We start from the raw sequence: 18,114 nt of genomic DNA, 5'->3' as shown, positions 1-18,114 counted from the left end.
GATTGTGACAGAACGCAGGCAACCTTGCCGGAATGTTACGCGGCGGCGCGCCGCGCCCCGTGCTCAGCCGTTCGTGTACAGCGGGTTCGGCGCCACGTAGACCCGCACCGGCATCGTGTCGAAGCCCTGCGGGGCGACGCGGTCGAGGGCGACGACGCCGTCGCGTCCAGGGGCGCTGAACGTCCAGGTGAAGCTGCGCCCGTCGTGCACGACGCGCACGGTCTCGCCGTCGCTGACGTTCAGGTAGCGCGCGCCGTCGCGCAGCACGACGGTGCGGCCGGCGGCGGCGTCGGCGGCCGGCATGCCCCAGCCGGCGGCATCGGCGCGCAGCGGGGCGGCGCCGGCGGCGGCGCAGGACAGGGACAGGATGGCGACGGCGGCGAGGGTGGTGGCGGCTTTCATGGTGTGCTCCTTCATGGTGGGTTGCGATGAAGGACAGTGTAGGAAACCGGCGCTGTCGGGAGCGTGACGCGCGGATGACAACGCTGTCATCCGGCGCCGGGCCACGGGCGGCGCGCCGCTCAGGCGACCTGCTCGCGCATCCGCTTCAGGTCGTCGCGCGGCGGGCGCCCGAACATGCGCGTGTACTCGCGCGTGAACTGCGACGGGCTCTCGTAGCCGACCTGGTAGGCCACCGCCGCCACGTCGCGGCTGCTGGCGGCCAGGCGGGCGCGCGCCTCGTGCAGGCGGATCTGCTTCTGGTACTGCAGGGGGCTCATCGACGTGAATTCCTTGAAGTGGCGGAACAGCGTCGAGGCGCTCATGCCGCTGACCGTCTCCAGCTGCTGGGTCGAGACGGTTTCGGCATAGTGCTGCTGCAGCCAGCGGATGGCGCGGCCGATGCGCGAGGCGCGGCTGTCGACGCTGCCCACCTCGCGCAGCATCGGGCCGTGCGGGCCGTTCAGCAGGCGCCACAGGATCTCGCGCTCCAGCAGCGGGCGCAGGATGCGCACGTCCTCGGGCCGGTCGAGCAGCGTCACCAGCCGTCCGAGCGCGTCGAGCAGCTGCGGCGAGGCGGCGTGCACCGCCGACGGGCCGGCGTCGGCCTGCAGGCAGGCCTCGCTGTCGGCTTCCAGCAGCAGGCCGGCGATGTCGGCCGGGCGCAGCGTCAGGCCGATCCCGAGGTAGGGTTCGTCCTCGCTGGCGCCGATCACCTGGCCCACCGAGGGCATCGACAGCGACACGATCAGGCAGTCGCCCGGGCCGTATTCGAAGGTGCGGCCGGCCACCGTGGTGCGCTTGCGGCCCTGCAGGATCACGGCGAAGGCCGGCTCCTCGATGCCGCACACGGGTTCCGAGGGCGCCGTGCGGCTGTGCACGCGCAGCCCGGGGACCGCGCAGTCCGGCCCGGTGCCGGCGTGGCGGCGGGCGAGGTCCTTCAGGTCGTCGAGGCTCATCATGGCGCGGGCACCCCCGTTACGGAGGCGGAAACGGGCAGGGCAAACGCCGACGGCGCCTTGCGGCGCCGGGACAGGTCGGGAGGGGTGTTGTGCATACGGCATTGTAATGGAATGCCGTCCATCATGCACTTATCTTGCGGGCATCTCGTGCTTGCGCGCCTGCCCGATCCATTCGCCGCTCCAGTACACCAGCGCGGCCAGCGGCATCGCCAGGCCGGCGAGCAGGGCGCCGTGCCAGCCGTGCCTGGCGTAAATCCAGGCGCCCAGCGCCGACCCGGCCGCGCCGCCGGCGAAGAACATCGCGAAGTACAGGCCGTTCAGGCGGCTGCGCACTTCGGCGCCGAGGCTGAAGATGGCGCGCTGGCCCAGCACCAGGTTGCCGGCGACGGCCATGTCGAGGACGATCGACGCGGCCACCAGCACGCCCAGGCCCAGCATGCCGCTGGCAGGCGCCAGCAGCGGCAGCGCGAAGCCGGCGATGCCCAGCGCCAGCGCGGCGGCGGTGGCGACCAGGGTGTGGCCGCCGTCGGCCAGGCGCCCGGCGAGCGGGGAGGCCACGGCGCCGGCCATGCCGACCAGGGCGAACACGGCGATGCCGGTCTGCGACAGGTGGAACTGGCTGGCCAGGGCCAGCGGCGCGACCGTCCAGAACAGGCTGAACGCGCCGAACAGGGCGGCGTGGTAGGCGCCGCGGCGGCGCAGCACCGGCGTCGTGGCGAACAGCTTCCACAGCGACCCGATCAGCACCGGGTAGGACAGCGCATGGGCCGGCACGCGCTGCGGCAGGCGCAGGCGCAGCACGACGGCCAGCAGCACGATCAGCGCGGCGGCGATGCCGAACACGGCGTGCCAGCCGAGGTGGTCGGCGATCAGGCTGGCGGCCGGACGGGCCAGCATCACGCCCAGCAGCAGGCCGCTGACGACCTTGCCGACGGTCTGGCCGCGGGTCTCCTCGCGCGCCAGGTGGGCGGCGAACGGCACCAGCACCTGGGCGGCGACCGAGCCGAGCCCGATCGCGAGCGAGGCGGCCAGGAACACCACGGCGCTGCTGCTGACGGCGGCGGCGCCGAGGGCGACGGCGGTGAAGCCCAGCGCGGTCAGCACCAGGCGGCGGTTTTCCAGCAGGTCGCCCAGCGGCACGACGAACAGCAGGCCGGCGGCGTAGCCGACCTGGGTCAGCGTGACGATCAGGCCGGCGGCTTCGTTCGACAGGCCGGTGGCGGCCGCGATCGGCCCGACCAGGGTCTGGGCATAGTAGATGTTGGCGACGATGGCGCCGCAGGCGATGGCCAGCAGCAGCACCATGCCGCGCGAGATGTCGGGCAGTGCATTCGGCTTGTTCATGATTGCTCCATGAGTGGATGATCGATGCAGCCATTCTAGGCAGGCGCGGCGCAAAGATCATCCGGGCCGGGACCGCTTATACTTTTCACTTTATATGAACAATGAGGCGCCCATGGACCGGATCAAGGCAATGCAGACGTTCGTGCGCATCGTCGAGGCGAACAGTTTCACCCGCGCGGCCGAAAGCCTGGACCTGCCGCGCGCCGCGCTCACGGCCACCCTCCAGAAGCTGGAAGCCTACCTCGGCCGGCGGCTGCTCCAGCGCACCACGCGCAGCCTGTCGCTGACGACCGACGGCGCCGACTATTATGCGAAATGCGTCGAGATCCTGGCCGCCATCGACGCCGCCGAGGCGGACCTGCGCGGCGGTCCGGCGGCGGTGCCGCGCGGCCGGCTGCGGGTCGACCTGCCGGGCGCCGTCGGCCGCAACGTGGTGCTGCCGCGCCTGCATGCGTTCCGCGCCGCCTTTCCCGAGGTGGAACTGGTCGTCAGCCTCGGCGACCGCCTGGCCGACCTGACCCGCGACGGCATCGACTGCGCGCTGCGCGTGGGCGCGCTGCAGGATTCGGCGCTGGTCGCGCGTGCGCTGGGCAGCATGCGCTTCGTCACCTGCGCGGCGCCGGCGCTGCTCGCCCGCCACGGCATGCCGCGCACGCCGGACGACGTGCGCGGCATGCCCGCGGTGGTCCAGTTCTCCGGCCGCACGGGCCGGCCGTTCGCCTGGGACTTCCTGGTCGACGGCAAGCTGGAACGCATCGACGTCGACGGCCCGGTCGCCGTCAACGATGCCGACGCCTACGTCTGCTGCGGCGTGCAGGGCATCGGCCTGATCCAGGCCGCGGCCTACCAGGTACGACCGCACCTGGCCAGTGGCGCGCTGGTCGAGGTGCTGGCCGACTACCCCAGCACGCCGATGCCGGTGTCGCTGGTGTACCCGCAGGGGCGCATGCTGGTGCCCAAGCTGCGCGCGTTCGCGCAGTGGCTGGAGGAGGTGTTCGAGGCCGAGCCGGCGTTGCGGCGGCAGGCAGCGCCCGCATGACGCGGCGCCGGCACGCCGTGCCTGCCGGCGGCGGTGCCGGCGCAGCGCGCGCGGCCGCAACGCGAGCGGGCGTCGATCAGCGTCCGGCCGCGCCGCCCGGCCGCAGCCACCCCGCCAGCCGCGCCCAGCGCCGCCGCGGCGCCGTGGCGTAGGCGGCGCGCGCGTCCAGGCGCAGTTCGACCAGCGTGCCGTGGCCCGGTGCGGGAGCCGGCGCGATGGCGATGCGCGCGCCGATCGCCGCGGCCCGTTCGCGCATGCCCGGCACGCCCCAGTGGCCGGGCCGCGCGGCAGCGTCGCCGATGCCGCGGCCGTCGTCGCGCACGCGCAGCAGGAAGGCATCCGCGCCGTAGTCCAGTTCGAGCGCCACCGCGGCGGCGCGGGCGTGGCGGAACGCGTTCTGCAGCGCCTCGCGGGCGATGAAGCAGGCTTCCTTCGCCACCTCGGCGCGCAGCGGGCGGCGCCGGCCGTGCACGGCGACGTCGAAGCGCACGCCGTACTGCTCGCCCAGCATGCGGCCGAGCGGGGCCAGCGCGGCGGCCAGGTCGTCCGCCGGGCGGCCCGCGCCGCGCAGCGCGTGCAGTTCGTCGCGGCCTTCGCCGAGCGTGAAGCGGGCCTGCTCCAGCGCGCGGTCGAGCGGGGGGCGCGACGCGCTGTCCAGTGGCAGGCGGTCGCGCGCCGCCTCGAACAGCATCAGCAGGGCCTGCACCGATTGCATCAGGGTGTCGTGCAGCGTGCGCGCGATGCGTTCGCGCTCGTTGGCGCGCTCGCGCAGCAGGCGGCGCAGCTGGCGCGTGGCGCGGCGCAGGCGCAGCCGGTGCAGCAGCCAGGCCGCCAGCAGCGCCGCCGCCACGCACAGCACCTTGAACGCCATGCCCTGCACGAAGGTCGGCGCGATCGCGAACGCGAGCGTGGCGCCGGCCTCGTTCCACACGCCGTCCTCGTTGACGGCCTGCACGCGGAAGCGGTAGTCGCCCGGCCCGAGCCGGTTGTAGTAGGCGCTGCGCCGCGTGCCGGCGTCCTGCCAGCCGGCGTCGACGCCTTCCAGGCGGTAGCGCAGGCGCACCCGTTCGGGCATCGTGAAGCTGGCGGCCATGTAGTCGATCTGCAGGTTGCGGGTGCCGGCCGGCAGCACCATGCCGTCGCGCAGCGCCAGCGCGCGGCCGTCCGCCGCCAGCGCGCGCAGCCGCACCGGCGGCGCCACGCGGTTGCGGTACAGGCGCCGCGGGTCGATCCAGGCCGCGCCGTCGGTGGCGGCCACCAGCAGGCGGCCGTCGCGGGCCAGCACCAGCGAGGGCTGGCCGACGCGGAAGTGGGCGATGCCGGGATAGCCGTCGCGCGCATCGAACAGCTCGGCCTCGACGGTGGTGCGGCCCGGGTCGGCCAGCAGCGCGCGCCAGTCGGCCGCGCGCACGTGCGCCAGGCCCTTGCTGCCGTTGAGCCAGAGGTCGCCGTCGGGCGTCATGACGATGCCGGTCACGCCGGCCAGCATGCCGGGTTGCGGCCCCTCCACCGGGCGCGCCCGCCCGCCCGACAACAGCGCCAGGCCGCGGTCGCCGCCGATCGCCAGCACGCCGCCGGCGTCGTACAGGGTGCCGGTCACGCCCGTGTCCAGCCCCTCGGCCTTGCCGTAGCGGCGCGGGCGCGCGCCGTCCAGCGCGAACACCTCGTTGTCGTAGCCGACCCAGACCGTGCCACGGGCGTCGCGCGCGATGGCGTTGGGGGCGCGCCGCGGCAGGCCGAACGCGTCGGCGCGGCGCCAGGCGCCGTCGGCATGGCGGTACAGCGTGTCGCGCGCGAACGACGCCCACAGCGCGGGGCCGTCGTCGAGCAGCAGGCGCGCGCCGTCGTACGGGCTGCCGTGCTGCCTGACCGCGTCGGGGAAGGGGATGCGTACCGTCCGCGCGCCGCTGCGCCGTTCGATGTGGCGGTGCCCGCCGAGCAGCAGGGCGCCGTCGGCGCCGCTGGCGAGCGTGACGATCTCGCCGTCCGGCTGCGGCTGCGCGTGCAGGCCGTCGGCGCCGGCCCGCCACAGCCCCCAGCGGTCGGCCAGCTTGGCGGCGATCCACGGCGTGCCGGCCGCATCCAGCGCCAGGCCGATGTAGCCGCTTTCCGGCGGCAGGCCGGCCGGCAGCAGGCGATCGTGGCGCAGGCGGTCGACGCCGCGCCGCGTGCCGAGCCAGAGATTGCCTTCGCGGTCTTCCAGCAGCGTCTTGACGGTGGCGCTGCTCAGTCGCTCCGGCCGCGCCAGCCGTTCGCCATCCGCGAACGCGACCCCGGCACGGCCGGCCAGCGCCGCCGGCGCCGTGCGCGTCAGCGTGCTGCCGGCGGCCCACAGGTTGCCGTCGCGGTCGAACAGGTGCGCCCGCGCCGTGGGCAGGCTGGCGGCGGCCGTCCCGCCCGCGAAGGGCGCGAGCGCGGCCGGGATGCGCCGCAGGCCCTGGCGCGCGTCGCTCCAGATCGCGCCGTCGGGAGCGGCCAGCAGGCCGTCGGCGGCCGCCGCGATACCGGTCGGGGCGAAGCGCAGGGCGGCGTGATCGAGCCGGTACACGGCCGTCTCGTCCGACACCAGTAGCGTGCCGTCGGGCGCGCGCCACAGGTCGGCCGCCAGCCCCGGCAGGCCCTGTTGCGGGCCGGCCATGCGCCAGCGCCCGCCGTCCAGGTACAGCAATCCCTGGCTCGCCAGCGCCCAGGTCCGGCCGGCGCGGTCGCGCTCGATGGCGCGCAGCGCGCCGGGCGGCAGCCCCGCGTCCGCGCCGTAGTGGCGCAGCGTGCCGCCGTCCCACACGTCGAGGCCGCCGTAGCGGTGGCCGATCCACAGCGTGCCGTCCGGGAAGGTGCGCAGCGCCGACAGCACGTTCGAGCCCAGCGCCGCGCCGCCGAGCGCGCGCACGTGCTCGAAGCGCACGCCGTCGAAGCGGTACAGGCCGGAGGTCGTGGCGAACCACATCGTGCCGTCCGCGCCCTGCGCCATGTCCCAGACGTCGCCGGGCATGCCGTCCTTGCTGGTCCAGGCGTCGTGGTGCAGGTGGTCGAGCGGGACGCGCGGATCGAGGGCATGGGCGGGGCCGGCGGACAGGCAGAGAAGGGCGATCCCGGCGGCCAGGACGGCGCGGGACGGGCAGGGGAGGTTCATGAAATGCATGTAAATATTTTAAGGGAAGTATGCGCGCCATGCATGCGCGGCGCGCGATCAGCTATACGAACGGATACTGGTGACGCCCTGGCGGTCGAACTACCATGCCCTGGCCGGTGCGCATCGGGCGCCGGGTTTCCGGTGCCGCGCCACCGCCTCCCTATCCCTGTCGAGGACATTCAAATGAGCAATCCAAAACTCGAAGTGCTGACGCCGCAGAACAGCCAGCTGATCATCATCGACCACCAGCCGCAGATGGCCTTCGGCGTGCAGTCGATCGACCGCCAGGTCCTGAAGAACAACGTCGTCGCGCTGGCCAAGTCCGCCGTCGTGTTCAATATCCCGACCACCATCACCACCGTCGAGAGCGAAAGCTTCTCGGGCTACACCTACCCGGAACTGCTGGACGTGTTCCCGGGCAAGCCGATCCTCGAGCGCACCTCGATGAACTCCTGGGACGACCAGAAGGTGCGCGACGCGCTGGCCGCCAACGGCCGCAAGAAGGTCGTCGTCGCCGGCCTCTGGACCGAGGTCTGCAACACCACCTTCGCGCTGTGCGCGATGCTGGAAGGCGACTACGAGATCTACATGGTCGCCGACGCTTCGGGCGGCACCACCAAGGAAGCCCACGACTACGCGATGCAGCGCATGATCCAGGCCGGCGTGGTGCCGGTGACCTGGCAGCAGGTGCTGCTGGAATGGCAGCGCGACTGGAAGAACCGCGACACCTACGATGCCGTCACGAAGATCGCCAAGGAGCATTCGGGCGCCTACGGCATGGGCGTGGACTACGCCTACACGATGGTGCACAAGACGCCGCAGCGCGCCCAGCCGGGCCACGAGGTGCTGGCGCCGGTGGCGGCGCCGATCCGCTGAGCGGACGGACGGGTTCCGCGGCCCGCCATCCCCGGCCGCGGTTCGCGCAACAGGACGTCCCCGGCCGCCACCGGCGGCCGGGATTCCCCACGCCAGGCCGGCGCGCCCCCGGGAGTCCGCGCGGCAGGAGAAGGTTCGGCCCAGGCTGCCGAAGCACCGGTAGCGTCGCACGCTCGCCGGTCGTCGGCGGCGCTGGCGCGAACCCCTCCGCCACGCGGGCTCCCGGCCGGCAACGCCGTCCGGCCCGGCATCTTCAAGGACAGGAAGGATCATGAAGTTCTACCTGGTTTCACTGGCGGTCGGCCTGCTGGTCGGCTGCATCTATGCATTGCTGCAGGTGCGTTCCCCGGCCCCGCCGGCGATCGCCCTGATCGGCCTGTTCGGCATGCTGGTCGGCGAGCAGGCCGTGCCCATCGCCAAACGCCTGATCTCCGGCGAGCCGGTCACGATCTCGTGGTTCCGCAGCGAGTGCGTGTCCAGGATCAGCGGGGTGGAAGCGCCCCGCCAGGCGCCGCATGACCCCGCCGCCTGAAGCCGCGTCCCCGGTCCTCGTCGTCGACGACGACGAGGCGGTCCGTACCGGCGTGCTGTGGCTGCTGCGCGCCGCCGGCTACGAGGCCGAAGGCTATGCCAGCGGCGCCGCGCTGCTGGCCGGCGCCGACCCGGCCGGCGCGCACTGCGCCGTGCTCGACATCCACCTCGACGATGCCGACGGCTTCGCCCTGGGCACGTCGCTGCGGCGCAGCGCGCCCCAATTGCAACTGATCTTCATCACCGGCGACGCCGATCCGTCGCTCGACGGCCGCGCCCGGGGCGCCGGCGCGCTCGCGCTGATGCGCAAGCCCGTCGACCCGGAATGCCTGCTGGCGCTGATCGATTCGATCCCGCAGCGGGGGGCTCCCCGGTGACGTTCCGTACCCGATTGCTTTCCCGACACATCCCGCCGATTTCCGCTATGCTTGCGGCTGCAATCGACAGGGAGGCGACGATGGACGAGCAGGTGGTGATGGTACTGGACGACGACCCCGCCATCCGCCGCAGCCTGGCCGACCTGCTCGAATCCGCGGGCTATGCGGTGCACGCGTTCGCCGACGCGAACGCACTGCTGGCCGCGCCGGCGCCCACCGTGCCGGCCTGCCTGATCCTCGACATGCAGATGCCGCAGCTGGACGGCATGAGCGTGCTGCAGCACATGGCCCAGCGCCACCTCGCGCTGCCGGTCATCTTTCTTACCGGCCATGGCACGATCCCGCTGTCGGTGGCGGCGATGAAGGCGGGCGCCAACGAATTCCTCACCAAGCCGGTCGATCCCGAGGCGCTGCTGGGCGCGGTCGGCGAGGCGCTGACCGCCGACGCGTCCCGCATCGCGCTGCGGCGCGAGTCCGACGCGCTGTCCCAGCGCCACGCGCAACTGACGCCGCGCGAGCGCGAAGTGTTCGCGCTGGCCATCGGCGGCCTGCTCAACAAGCAGATCGCCGACGAGATGGGCATCAGCGAGATCATGGCCAAGGTCCACAAGCGCAACCTGATGCAGAAGATGGGCACGCGCACGCTGGCCGAGCTGGTGCGCATGGCCGAGAAGCTCGGCATCGAGAGCACCCGCCGGCGCTGACGTTGGGTGGCGTGGCACCGCGCCCGTCGCCCCGGCGCAGGCCGGGGTCCCATGTTGCGAGCGTTGCCGTGCTGCGCGCAAATTCGGCCCCGGCCGGCGCCGGGGCGACGGGTTTGCGGCAAGGGCGGCCGGTTGCGCGTTTCCGATCAGCCCCGGATGAACGCCAGGATGTCCGCATTGATACGCTGCGCATGCGTCGTCGGCATGCCGTGCGGAAATCCCGCATAGGTCTTGAGCGTACCGCGCTGCAGCAGGCGCGCGGTGAGCGGCGCCGAGGCTCGGTAGGGCACGACCTGGTCATCGTCGCCGTGCTGCACCAGCACCGGCAGCGCCAGCTTGCGCAGGTCCGCCGTGAAGTCGGTTTCCGAGAAGGCGGCGATGCCGTCGTAGTGGGCCTTGGCCGCGCCCTGCATGCCCTGGCGCCACCAGTTGGCGATGACGCCTTCGCGGGGCTCGGCGCCGGGACGGTTGTAGCCGTAGAAGGGGCCGGCCGCGATGTCGCGGTAGAACTGGGCGCGGTTGGCGGCCAGCTGGGCGCGCAGGCCGTCGAACACGTCGATAGGCAGGCCTTCCGGATTGGCGTCGGTGCGCAGCATCAGCGGGGGCACGGCAGCGATCAGCACGGCCCTGGCGGCGCGCTCCTCGCCGTGGCTGGCCAGGTAGCGCACCACCTCGCCGCCGCCGGTCGAGTGGCCGACGTGGATGGCGCCGCGCAGGTCCAGGTGCCGCACCACGGCGGCCAGGTCGTCGGCATAGTGGTCCATGTCGTGCCCGCCGGATACCTGGCTGGAGCGGCCGTGCCCGCGCCGGTCGTGGGCGATCACGCGAAAGCCCTGGCCGAGGAAGAACAGCATCTGGTTGTCCCAGTCGTCCGCGCTCAGCGGCCAGCCGTGCGAGAACACGATGGGGGTGCCGCTGCCCCAGTCCTTGTAGAAGATGCGCACGCCGTCGCCGGTGGTGACGTAGTCGGTGAACCTGTCGTTGTGCATGCGACGCTCCGTTCGTTGAAATGGGTGGCTGTCGGGGTCAGACAGGGCCGTCCGCGCCGGGTTCGCCGCCCGTGGCGCCGCTGCGATCCCGCGCAAACGTGCGCGCCGCGCCCGGGACGCCGGACGGGACGCTATACTGGCTGCCATGCGCATCCAGCTTTTCTCCGACCTGCACCTCGAACGCTATCCCGATTTCGTTCCCCACATCGCCCCGGACACCGACGTCGTGGTGCTCGCCGGCGACATCGGCTCCTACCAGTCGAACTCGCGCCTGCGCAGCGACGACTTCGGCCTGGGCCGCTTCTCGCCGCGGCGCGCGGACGCGCCGCGCGCGCGCGTGCTGTACGTCCCGGGCAACCACGAATTCGACGCGCTCGACCACGACGCGGCCTACGCGCGCCTGCGCGCCACCTGCGCGCAGCTGGGCATCGAATGGCTGGATCGCGAGACGATCGTCATCGGCGCCGTGCGCTTCGTCGGCACCACGTTGTGGGCGGACTTCGACGCGCTGGCCGGCCGCGAGCCGGATCCCGACAAGCGCCTGCGGATGCGCGAAAAAGCGTTCCGGGCGGCCAACTATTACCTCAGCAAGAACACCACGCTGCGCGACGGCCATCCGGTGCTGGCCGAGCAGCAGCGCGCCATGGCGCTGGATTGCCAGGCCTGGCTGCGCGCCGCGCTGGCCGCGCCGTTCGACGGCAGTACCGTCGCGGTGACCCATTTCGCGCCCAGCCTGCGCAGCGCCGATCCGCGCTACGGCCTGACGCCGGGCACGGCGGGCTTTTGCAATGCGCTCGACGACATGCTGGCGCTGGCCGACGTCTGGATGCATGGACACTTGCACTGCGCTAACGACTACGTGGCGGACACCGAGGTCGACGGCCGCAAGCGCGCCTGCCGCGTGGTCGCCAATCCACTCGGCTATGCCAGCAAGGGCGAGCAGGAGGCCTTCCGGCCCGGACTCGTGATCGCGTTGTAGGCCCGGCGCCGTGTCTTTACACGTTTTTACATGGGCCGTTCGACGTGGATGAAGGGCCGCCACGGGCGCCGGCCTACCATGGGCCGCAGGCCGTCGCGACGGATTCCCCGTCGTGCGGCCGTGCTGCGGATCCGCCGGATCCAGAGGGTAGCCCATGCACGTGTCGCGGTCCGCGTTCTGGAACAGTGTCGTTACCGTCCTGCTCGGTGCGGCCGGTGCGCAACTGTTGCCGATGCTCGCGGCGCCCCTGCTCACACGCCTGTGCACGCCGGCCGAGCTGGGCGGCTTCAGCGTCTGGCTCGGCGTCGTCGCCGTGACCTCGATCGCCGCCACGCTGCGCATCGACACCGCCATGGTCGTCGAGCACGACCGGCGGCGGCAGCGGCTCTGCTTCGGGATCGTCGTGTACAGCGCCACCGCCGTCGCGCTGGCGCTGACGCTGCTCGCGGGCGTGGCGTGGCTGCTGGACCTGCCGCCGCCACGCGCCATGTCCTGCTTCGCACTGCTGACCATCGGCGCCGGCACCTGGCTGACGGCCTGCATGCAGACGATGCTGGCGTATGCGGCCGCGCAGGAGCGCTTCGGCAAGGCGGCCAGGGCCAAGATCCTGCAGGCCGGCGCGATCGCCGCCAGCCAGCTCGCGCTGCTGTACGCGGGCCTGGACGGCGGCGCCCTGCTGGCGGGGCAGTTGATCGGGCTGGGCGCCGGCCTGTGGGCGGGACGGCGGCTGCTGTCGCCGCCCGCCGCCCGCCTGCGGCTCGCGCTGGACCGGGAACAGCGCGCCTGCCTGGCCCGGCACCAGGCGTTCTGGCGCTTTTCCTTGCCGTCCAGCCTGCTCAATGCCGTGACCGGGCAATTGCCTTTGTTCATGATCGGCATCCACCACGGCGTGGCGGCGGCCGGCCTGTTCGCGCTGGCCCAGCGCGTGCTGGCGGCCCCGGTGTCGCTGGTGGCCGCGTCCGTGCTGGACGTGTTCAAGCGCCAGGCCGTGCGCGAGTTCCAGTCGGTCGGCAATTGCCGTGGCGCCTATCGCACCGCGTTCCGGGCGCTGCTGCTGCTGGCCGTGCTGCCGACGCTGGTCCTGCTGCTGTTCGCGCCGCCGCTGTTCGCCTGGCTGTTCGGCCCGGGCTGGCGGCCGGCCGGGGAGCTGGCGCGCATCCTGGCGCCGTTGTGCTTCCTGAACTTCGTCGCCAGTCCGCTCAGCTACGTGTTCTTCGTCGTCGGCAAGCAGAAGATGGAACTGGCATGGCAGCTGGCGCTGTTCCTGGTGACGCTCGTCGCGTTCAGCGCGCCGCTGTCGTTTCACCAGGGCATACTCGGCTACGCCGCCGGGCGCTGCCTGCTGTACCTCGTCTACCTGTACCTGTCGCACCAGTATTCGCTGCGCGGCCGCGCGTTCGCGTGAAAAAACGCCCGCCGCGCCGTGGCCGCGGCAGGACGGGCAAAGGGAAAGCCGGCGCATGCGCCCGGTTCCCGGAGGGAAGGCCACGGCCGCGGCCGCGGCCGCGGCCCTTGTTGCTGCTGGCCGGCGTCAGGCCGGCTTGGCCGCGGCGGGCGCCGCCGCCGGCATCGGCCAGTCGAGCAGGCTGAGGAAGGCCAGCAGCACCAGCGCCGGCAGCATGCACCAGAAGCCGAACCACACATAGGCCGTGCCGCCGGCGATGCAGCCGAGGGCGAAGGCCAGCACGGGCCAGAAGAACTTGACGAAGCGCTCGCGCACCGCCTGGGTGGCGCGGCCGCTGGCCATGTCGGTCATGTCGATCAGCAATTCCGTGACGTTGCCGGTCATCACCGTCGTCGGCGCCAGGCGGCCGAACTGCAGCTTGCCGGCCGCGTTGTGCACGCCCATGCCGGCCGCGCCCAGGATGCCGCACAGCAGCACCAGCGGTTCGCGCGCATCCTTGAACGGCGTGGCGACGATGCCGGCGACGGTGAAGCCGACCAGCAGCAGCAGCTGCAGGCGCAGCAGCGGGCGTGCCGGGTTGTGGTGCAGGCGCGCGCAGCGGAAGTCGAGCAGGCGGGCGCCGATCACGCCGGCCGCGAAGGCCGGCACCGCCAGGAACTTCAGCAGCAGCACGTGGCCGCCGGAGGGACGCGCCAGCTCGGTGCCGATCAGCACGAAGTTTCCGGTGACGTGGGCCGTGAACAGCCCGAACAGGGCCACGAAGCCGGCCGTGTCGACGTAGCCGGCGATCAGGCCGAGGCAGACGCCGAGCGTCAGGTCAGTGGGTTTGACCATCTGGAAGCGCCTCCTCAGAATGCGAAGCAGGAGCAGCCCAGCGCGCCCCAGAACGCCGAGAAATCCGAGACCGGCATGCTGGAGCGGCGCGCCTTGTCGTGGGCGTGCGCGTGCACGCCGCAGGCGCCCTTGCACTGGTGCGGCAGCAGCGCGGACGCCTGGGCCGGGGCCGGGCGGTAGTGGCCCGGCACCTTCGCCACCGGCGACCACTCGGGCAGCACGGGAATCGCCGGCGGCGCGTAGTCGCCGAAGGCGCCCTGGGCATAGACGAGCTTGCCGCCGACGATGGTCAGCACCGATTCGATCGCCTTGATGTCGTCCTCGGGCACGCGGAAATAGTCGGCCGACAGCACGGCCAGGTCGGCCAGCATGCCCTCCGCGATGCGGCCCTTCTTGCCCTGTTCGCTGGAGAACCAGGCGCTGCCGGCGGTCCACAGCTCGAGCGCCGTGTCGCGGTCCAGGCGCGCGCCGTGCTCGTACAGGCGCAGGCCGCCCACGGTGCGGCCCGACACCAGCCAGTACAGCGCCGTCCACGGGTTGTAGCTGGCCACGCGGGTGGCGTCGGTGCCGGCGCCGACGGGGATGCCGGCTTCCAGCATGCGCTTGATCGGCGGCGTGGTCTTGGCGGCCTCGGCGCCGTAGCGGTCGACGAAGTATTCTCCCTGGAAGGCCATGCGGTGCTGGATCGCGATGCCGCCGCCGAGCGCGCGCACGCGCTCGATGTTGCGTTCGCTGATGGTCTCGGCGTGGTCGAACATCCAGCGCAGGCCGGCGAACGGGATCTCGCGGTCGACCTTCTCGAACACGTCGAGCATGCGCGAGATCGATTCGTCGTAGGTGGCGTGCAGGCGGAACGGCCAGCGCTTCGAGACCAGGTGGCGCACCACCTGCTCCAGCTCGTCCTCCATGCCCTGCGGCAAGTCCGGACGCGGCTCCAGGAAGTCCTCGAAGTCGGCGGCCGAGAACACCAGCATCTCGCCGGCGCCGTTGTGGCGGTACCAGTCGTCGCCCTGGCCGACCGCGACGGTGTCGGTCCACTTCTGGAAGTCCTGCAGTTCCTGGCCCTTGTTCTGGGTGAACAGGTTGTAGGCGATGCGCACGGTCAGCTGGTCGTCGGCGGCCAGCTGCTCGACGACCTGGTAGTCCTCGGGATAATTCTGGAAGCCGCCGCCGGCGTCGATGGCGCTGGTCAGGCCCAGGCGGTTCAGCTCGCGCATGAAGTGGCGCGTCGAATTGACCTGCTGCTCGAGCGGCAGCTTGGGACCCTTGGCCAGCGTGGCGTACAGGATCATGGCGTTGGGGCGCGCGATCAGCATGCCGGTGGGATTGCCGTCGCCGTCGCGCACGATCTCGCCGCCCGGCGGGTTCGGGGTGGTCTTGTCGTAGCCGACCGCGCGCAGGGCGGCGCGGTTGAGCAGGGCGCGGTCGTACAGGTGCAGCACGAACACCGGCGTGTCGGGCGCGGCGGCGTTCAGTTCGTCCAGGGTCGGCATGCGCTTTTCGGCGAACTGGAATTCGTTCCAGCCGCCGACCACGCGCACCCACTGCGGGTGCGGGGTGCGCTGGGCCTGCTCGCGCAGCATGCGCAGCGCGTCGGCCAGCGACGGCACGCCTTCCCAGCGCAGCTCCAGGTTGTAGTTCAGGCCGCCGCGGATCAGGTGCAGGTGCGAGTCGTTCAGGCCCGGGATGGCGGTGTGGCCGTCGAGGTCGATCACGCGCGTGGCGGGGCCACGGTGGCGCATCACGTCCTGCGCGTCGCCGACGGCCAGGAAGCGGCCATCGGCGATCGCCACCGTGTCGGCTTCGGGCCGGCTGCGGTCCAGTGTGTGGAAGCGCCCGTTGGTGAGGATCAGGTCGGCGATGGCGGTGTTGGTCATGAAGGACTCCTGTGACGTTGGAATGAAAGACAAGCGCAGCCGCGCGCGGTTCAATGCGCGCGGCTGTACTGTAGCGGCGACAGCCCCGTACGGCGCCGGAAGCTGCGGCAGAAATGGCTCTGGTCGGCGAAATGCAGCAGCATCGCGATCTCGCACACGCTGTGGCGGCGCCCCGCCAGCATGCGCCGGGCATGCTCGATGCGGCGCCCCATCAGGTAGCGCATCGGCGGGTCGCCCGTGACGGCGCGGAACAGGCGCGAGAAATAATGGCGGCTCAGGCCGGCGTGGCGCGCCAGGTCGGCCAGCGTCAGGCGCTCGGTGAGGTGGTCCTCGATGTAGCGGCGCACGCGCTCGACCGGTTCGGCCGGCGTCGCCGTGGCGGTGTGCGCGGCAAGGGAGATCGTCTCAAGCATGGTGGCTGTCCGTCGGCATGGCGATGCTGGTGGTGGCGGGCGCGCTGCGTACGGGCAGCACGACGCGGAAGATGGCGCCGCGCGGCTCGGCCGGCGCGAATTCGATGCGGCCGCCATGGGCCTCGGCGATCGTGCGGCTGATCGACAGCCCGACGCCGGTGCCGTGCGGCTTGGTCGAATACATGGCGTCGAAGATCCGCGCGCGCTCGGGCGGCGCGATGCCCGGGCCGTTGTCGGCGACGCGCAGCTCGACCTGGGCCGGGCCGAGGGGCGCCGACTCCAGCACGATGCGGCGCGGCGCGTCGGCGACGCCGCCCAGCGCCTCGATCGCGTTGAGCAGCAGGTTCATCATGATCTGCTGCAACTGGGCGCGGTTCGCGTGCAGTTCGCGGCCCGGCAGTTGCAGGCGCGTCTCGAAGCGGATGCCCTGGCGCTGCATCAGCGCGCGCAGCAGTTGCGCCACCTCGGCCAGCGCCGGATCGATGGCGAAGGTGCTGACGTCCTCGCACTGGCGCCGGGCCAGGCCGCGCACGCTGCGCACGATGTCGCCGGCCTGGCGCGCGCCGGCGGTGATCTGTTCCAGCGCGGCCAGGGCGCGCGCGTGGTCGGGGTGCGCGCGCCGCAGCCAGCGGCGCGCGGCGGCCGCGTGCAGCAGGATCGCGGCCAGCGGCTGGTTGACCTCGTGCGCGATGGCGATGCCGAGTTCGCCGACCGTGTCGGCGCGCGCGGCGCGCGCCTCCTCGCCGTCCGCCGGCGGCGCGGCCAAGGGGGCCGGCGCCTGCGGCAGCGCTTCCCAGGATTCCATCAGTGCGCGCACGCGGCCGTGCGCGCCCCAGTCGCGCCACGCGTCCAGCGCCAGCTGGCGGTAGGACGGCAGGGCGGCGCGCAGCGCCAGGCGCGCGCACAGGGCGGCCGCGCGTTCCCAGGCCAGGGCGGCGACCCAGGGCTGGTGCGCGCCGCGGGCCAGCACGGCGGCCTGCTCGTAGGCGGCGAGCGCGCTCGCGCCACCGCCGGCATCCTGTTCGGCCGCCAGTGCCAGCGCCGCCAGCGGACCGGCATGGGCGGGCGCGCGCCGGGCCCAGTCCTGCAGCGCGCGGCGGTGCGCGCGCAGCTGGCCGCGCAGCGCCGCCGGCATGCCGCCCGGCTGGGCCAGCGCCAGCGCCGCGAACAGGTGGTAGGGCAGCAGCTCGCAGGGCGGCACCAGCGGCGTCACCAGGCCGGCCGCCGCTTCCAGCGCGCCGCGCGCCACGGCGACGTTGCCGCGCAGGCAGGCGGCCTGCAGGCGGGTCAGCCAGCAGCCGAACTGCGGCGCGTCGGGCATGGCGATCGCGGCGCGCGGCGCCGCCAGGTCGGCGTCGCCGGCCAGCATGCGGAACAGGTTGTTGCGGGCGTCGAGCTGGCAGGCGGCGACGTCGGCCAGGCCGGCGCGGCGGCCGGCCTGGCGCGCAGCATCGGCCGCCGCAGCGCCCGCCGCAGCGCCGACCGCGTCGCGCACCGCCTCCGTGTACTGCAGCAGTTCCTGCAGCGGCGCGCCGCACAGCATGCGCATGCCGGTCCACAGCACGGCGTTGCGCGCCATGCTGGACGGCCCTGCCGCTTCGATGCGGCAGGCTTCGGCCTGCAGCAGGGCGGCGTCGCGCAGCGGACCGGTGCGCGCCAGCACCAGCGCCGCGTGCACGCGCAGCACCGGCCCGGTCACCGCGGCCGCTGCGGGATGGCGCGCCAGCGCCGCGCAGGCATGCGCCAGGTCGAGGGCGCTGCGCGCGCCGCGCAGGCGGTCCAGCGCCACCGCCGCCAGCAGCACCAGCGCGAGCAGGGTGGCGTCGCTCGGCCCCTTGGCCAGCGCGCGGCGCAACTCGGCCTCGATCAGCGTGCCGGGAACGCTGGCGGCATCGAACGCATCCTGCAGCTGGCGGACCAGCGCCGGGTCGGTGCGGCGCGGCGCGGCCGGCAGCGCCGCGCCGGCGCGGCGCAGCAGTTGCCAGGCGCGGCGGCAGGCTTGCTCCTGCTCGCCGGCGTCCGGCGGGGTGGGGCCGGACGCGAGGCCGGCCAGGAGGCCGGAGCGGGGTCCGGCAAGGGTCGGAAAGGCGAGTGAGTTCATCGGCGCATGCTGTGTAAGGGCCGCCGGCGTGGCTTGGGCCAGGGTCGAACCAGTATCGCGTCGGTGTAGGAATATCCCCTCATACGAAAGAAGGATCGCAGAGCGGGGATGC

General features: G+C 72.9%; 16 protein-coding genes. 7 read left to right on the top strand and 9 right to left on the bottom strand.

All coding sequences use genetic code 11. The features are described from left to right. Nucleotides 1-63: 63 nt before the first annotated feature. The 3 genes from QZ749_RS13900 to QZ749_RS13890 all read right to left on the bottom strand — a co-directional run bounded on the left by QZ749_RS13900 (nucleotide 64) and on the right by QZ749_RS13890 (nucleotide 2,744). On the bottom strand, nucleotides 64-402 hold the full coding sequence (locus tag QZ749_RS13900) for a CzcE family metal-binding protein (protein WP_296947898.1): 339 nt from the start codon (nucleotides 400-402) through the stop codon (nucleotides 64-66). Nucleotides 403-521: 119 nt separating this feature from the next. Next, nucleotides 522-1,400 carry an AraC family transcriptional regulator gene (locus tag QZ749_RS13895; RefSeq protein ID WP_296947897.1) on the bottom strand — a complete coding sequence of 293 codons (879 nt, stop codon included), beginning with the start codon at nucleotides 1,398-1,400 and terminating at the stop codon, nucleotides 522-524. A 129-nt stretch (nucleotides 1,401-1,529) separates the two neighbouring features. Next, nucleotides 1,530-2,744, bottom strand: coding sequence for an MFS transporter (locus QZ749_RS13890; protein WP_296947895.1), 1,215 nt, complete (start codon nucleotides 2,742-2,744; stop codon nucleotides 1,530-1,532). A 112-nt stretch (nucleotides 2,745-2,856) separates the two neighbouring features. Here QZ749_RS13890 and QZ749_RS13885 point away from each other — a divergent pair, with 112 nt between their 5' ends. Then, nucleotides 2,857-3,783, top strand: coding sequence for a LysR family transcriptional regulator (locus QZ749_RS13885; RefSeq protein ID WP_296947894.1), 927 nt, complete (start codon nucleotides 2,857-2,859; stop codon nucleotides 3,781-3,783). Nucleotides 3,784-3,859: 76 nt separating this feature from the next. Here QZ749_RS13885 and QZ749_RS13880 read toward each other — a convergent pair whose 3' ends face one another. Further along, nucleotides 3,860-6,916, bottom strand: a complete 3,057-nt coding sequence (locus QZ749_RS13880) for a sensor histidine kinase (RefSeq protein WP_296947893.1) — start codon at nucleotides 6,914-6,916, stop codon at nucleotides 3,860-3,862. Between the two features lie 183 nt (nucleotides 6,917-7,099). On the opposite strand from QZ749_RS13880, the gene QZ749_RS13875 reads away from it, so the two are divergent. The 4 genes from QZ749_RS13875 to QZ749_RS13860 all read left to right on the top strand — a co-directional run bounded on the left by QZ749_RS13875 (nucleotide 7,100) and on the right by QZ749_RS13860 (nucleotide 9,404). Beyond that, the gene (locus QZ749_RS13875; protein WP_296947892.1) at nucleotides 7,100-7,792 is read left to right on the top strand and encodes a hydrolase; all 693 of its coding nucleotides are present in this window, start codon (nucleotides 7,100-7,102) and stop codon (nucleotides 7,790-7,792) included. A 271-nt stretch (nucleotides 7,793-8,063) separates the two neighbouring features. Continuing rightward, nucleotides 8,064-8,324 carry a XapX domain-containing protein gene (locus tag QZ749_RS13870; RefSeq protein ID WP_296947890.1) on the top strand — a complete coding sequence of 87 codons (261 nt, stop codon included), beginning with the start codon at nucleotides 8,064-8,066 and terminating at the stop codon, nucleotides 8,322-8,324. After that, nucleotides 8,308-8,700, top strand: a complete 393-nt coding sequence (locus QZ749_RS13865; RefSeq protein WP_296947888.1) for a response regulator — start codon at nucleotides 8,308-8,310, stop codon at nucleotides 8,698-8,700. The genes QZ749_RS13870 and QZ749_RS13865 overlap by 17 nt, the downstream gene beginning before the upstream one ends. A gap of 47 nt (nucleotides 8,701-8,747) precedes the next feature. Then, nucleotides 8,748-9,404 carry a response regulator transcription factor gene (locus tag QZ749_RS13860; protein ID WP_296947886.1) on the top strand — a complete coding sequence of 219 codons (657 nt, stop codon included), beginning with the start codon at nucleotides 8,748-8,750 and terminating at the stop codon, nucleotides 9,402-9,404. 146 nt (nucleotides 9,405-9,550) lie between these two features. On the opposite strand, the gene QZ749_RS13855 is transcribed toward QZ749_RS13860, so the two are convergent. Beyond that, a complete protein-coding gene (locus QZ749_RS13855) occupies nucleotides 9,551-10,393 on the bottom strand; it encodes an alpha/beta fold hydrolase (protein ID WP_296947883.1) in 843 nt (280 codons plus the stop codon). 145 nt (nucleotides 10,394-10,538) lie between these two features. Between QZ749_RS13855 and QZ749_RS13850 the strand changes: the two genes are divergently transcribed. Beyond that, nucleotides 10,539-11,372, top strand: a complete 834-nt coding sequence (locus QZ749_RS13850; protein ID WP_296947882.1) for a metallophosphoesterase — start codon at nucleotides 10,539-10,541, stop codon at nucleotides 11,370-11,372. A gap of 154 nt (nucleotides 11,373-11,526) precedes the next feature. Next, nucleotides 11,527-12,777 (top strand): lipopolysaccharide biosynthesis protein, encoded by a 1,251-nt coding sequence (locus QZ749_RS13845; protein WP_296947880.1) that lies wholly within the window; start codon nucleotides 11,527-11,529, stop codon nucleotides 12,775-12,777. Nucleotides 12,778-12,903: 126 nt separating this feature from the next. Here the strand turns inward: QZ749_RS13845 and QZ749_RS13840 are convergent, their stop codons facing one another. From QZ749_RS13840 to QZ749_RS13825, 4 genes are read right to left on the bottom strand one after another with little or no spacing between them, the layout of a single operon-like run. After that, complete coding sequence (locus QZ749_RS13840; RefSeq protein ID WP_296947877.1) at nucleotides 12,904-13,611, bottom strand: YoaK family protein; 708 nt, start codon at nucleotides 13,609-13,611, stop codon at nucleotides 12,904-12,906. A 14-nt stretch (nucleotides 13,612-13,625) separates the two neighbouring features. Continuing rightward, nucleotides 13,626-15,488: an amidohydrolase gene (locus tag QZ749_RS13835; protein WP_296947875.1), complete on the bottom strand. Its 1,863-nt coding sequence runs from the start codon at nucleotides 15,486-15,488 to the stop codon at nucleotides 13,626-13,628. Nucleotides 15,489-15,538: 50 nt separating this feature from the next. Continuing rightward, the gene (locus QZ749_RS13830) at nucleotides 15,539-15,901 is read right to left on the bottom strand and encodes a helix-turn-helix domain-containing protein (RefSeq protein ID WP_296947873.1); all 363 of its coding nucleotides are present in this window, start codon (nucleotides 15,899-15,901) and stop codon (nucleotides 15,539-15,541) included. Further along, a complete protein-coding gene (locus tag QZ749_RS13825; protein WP_296947870.1) occupies nucleotides 15,894-18,002 on the bottom strand; it encodes a sensor histidine kinase in 2,109 nt (702 codons plus the stop codon). The genes QZ749_RS13830 and QZ749_RS13825 overlap by 8 nt, the downstream gene beginning before the upstream one ends. Nucleotides 18,003-18,114: the final 112 nt, after the last annotated feature.

Origin of the sequence: uncultured Massilia sp. (genome assembly GCF_913773735.1) — a bacterium.
Classification (GTDB): domain Bacteria; phylum Pseudomonadota; class Gammaproteobacteria; order Burkholderiales; family Burkholderiaceae_D; genus Telluria.
This window is presented reverse-complemented; position numbering and strand designations above follow the sequence as displayed.

Coding starts and splice junctions, on each gene's coding strand:
- QZ749_RS13885 (WP_296947894.1), top strand. CDS start 2,857: ATGGACCGGATCAAGGCAATGCAGACGTTCGTGCGCATCGTCGAGGCG.
- QZ749_RS13900 (WP_296947898.1), bottom strand. CDS start 402: ATGAAAGCCGCCACCACCCTCGCCGCCGTCGCCATCCTGTCCCTGTCC.
- QZ749_RS13860 (WP_296947886.1), top strand. CDS start 8,748: ATGCTTGCGGCTGCAATCGACAGGGAGGCGACGATGGACGAGCAGGTG.
- QZ749_RS13840 (WP_296947877.1), bottom strand. CDS start 13,611: ATGGTCAAACCCACTGACCTGACGCTCGGCGTCTGCCTCGGCCTGATC.
- QZ749_RS13845 (WP_296947880.1), top strand. CDS start 11,527: ATGCACGTGTCGCGGTCCGCGTTCTGGAACAGTGTCGTTACCGTCCTG.
- QZ749_RS13870 (WP_296947890.1), top strand. CDS start 8,064: ATGAAGTTCTACCTGGTTTCACTGGCGGTCGGCCTGCTGGTCGGCTGC.
- QZ749_RS13880 (WP_296947893.1), bottom strand. CDS start 6,916: ATGAACCTCCCCTGCCCGTCCCGCGCCGTCCTGGCCGCCGGGATCGCC.
- QZ749_RS13855 (WP_296947883.1), bottom strand. CDS start 10,393: ATGCACAACGACAGGTTCACCGACTACGTCACCACCGGCGACGGCGTG.
- QZ749_RS13830 (WP_296947873.1), bottom strand. CDS start 15,901: ATGCTTGAGACGATCTCCCTTGCCGCGCACACCGCCACGGCGACGCCG.
- QZ749_RS13875 (WP_296947892.1), top strand. CDS start 7,100: ATGAGCAATCCAAAACTCGAAGTGCTGACGCCGCAGAACAGCCAGCTG.
- QZ749_RS13895 (WP_296947897.1), bottom strand. CDS start 1,400: ATGATGAGCCTCGACGACCTGAAGGACCTCGCCCGCCGCCACGCCGGC.
- QZ749_RS13825 (WP_296947870.1), bottom strand. CDS start 18,002: ATGAACTCACTCGCCTTTCCGACCCTTGCCGGACCCCGCTCCGGCCTC.
- QZ749_RS13850 (WP_296947882.1), top strand. CDS start 10,539: ATGCGCATCCAGCTTTTCTCCGACCTGCACCTCGAACGCTATCCCGAT.
- QZ749_RS13890 (WP_296947895.1), bottom strand. CDS start 2,744: ATGAACAAGCCGAATGCACTGCCCGACATCTCGCGCGGCATGGTGCTG.
- QZ749_RS13865 (WP_296947888.1), top strand. CDS start 8,308: ATGACCCCGCCGCCTGAAGCCGCGTCCCCGGTCCTCGTCGTCGACGAC.
- QZ749_RS13835 (WP_296947875.1), bottom strand. CDS start 15,488: ATGACCAACACCGCCATCGCCGACCTGATCCTCACCAACGGGCGCTTC.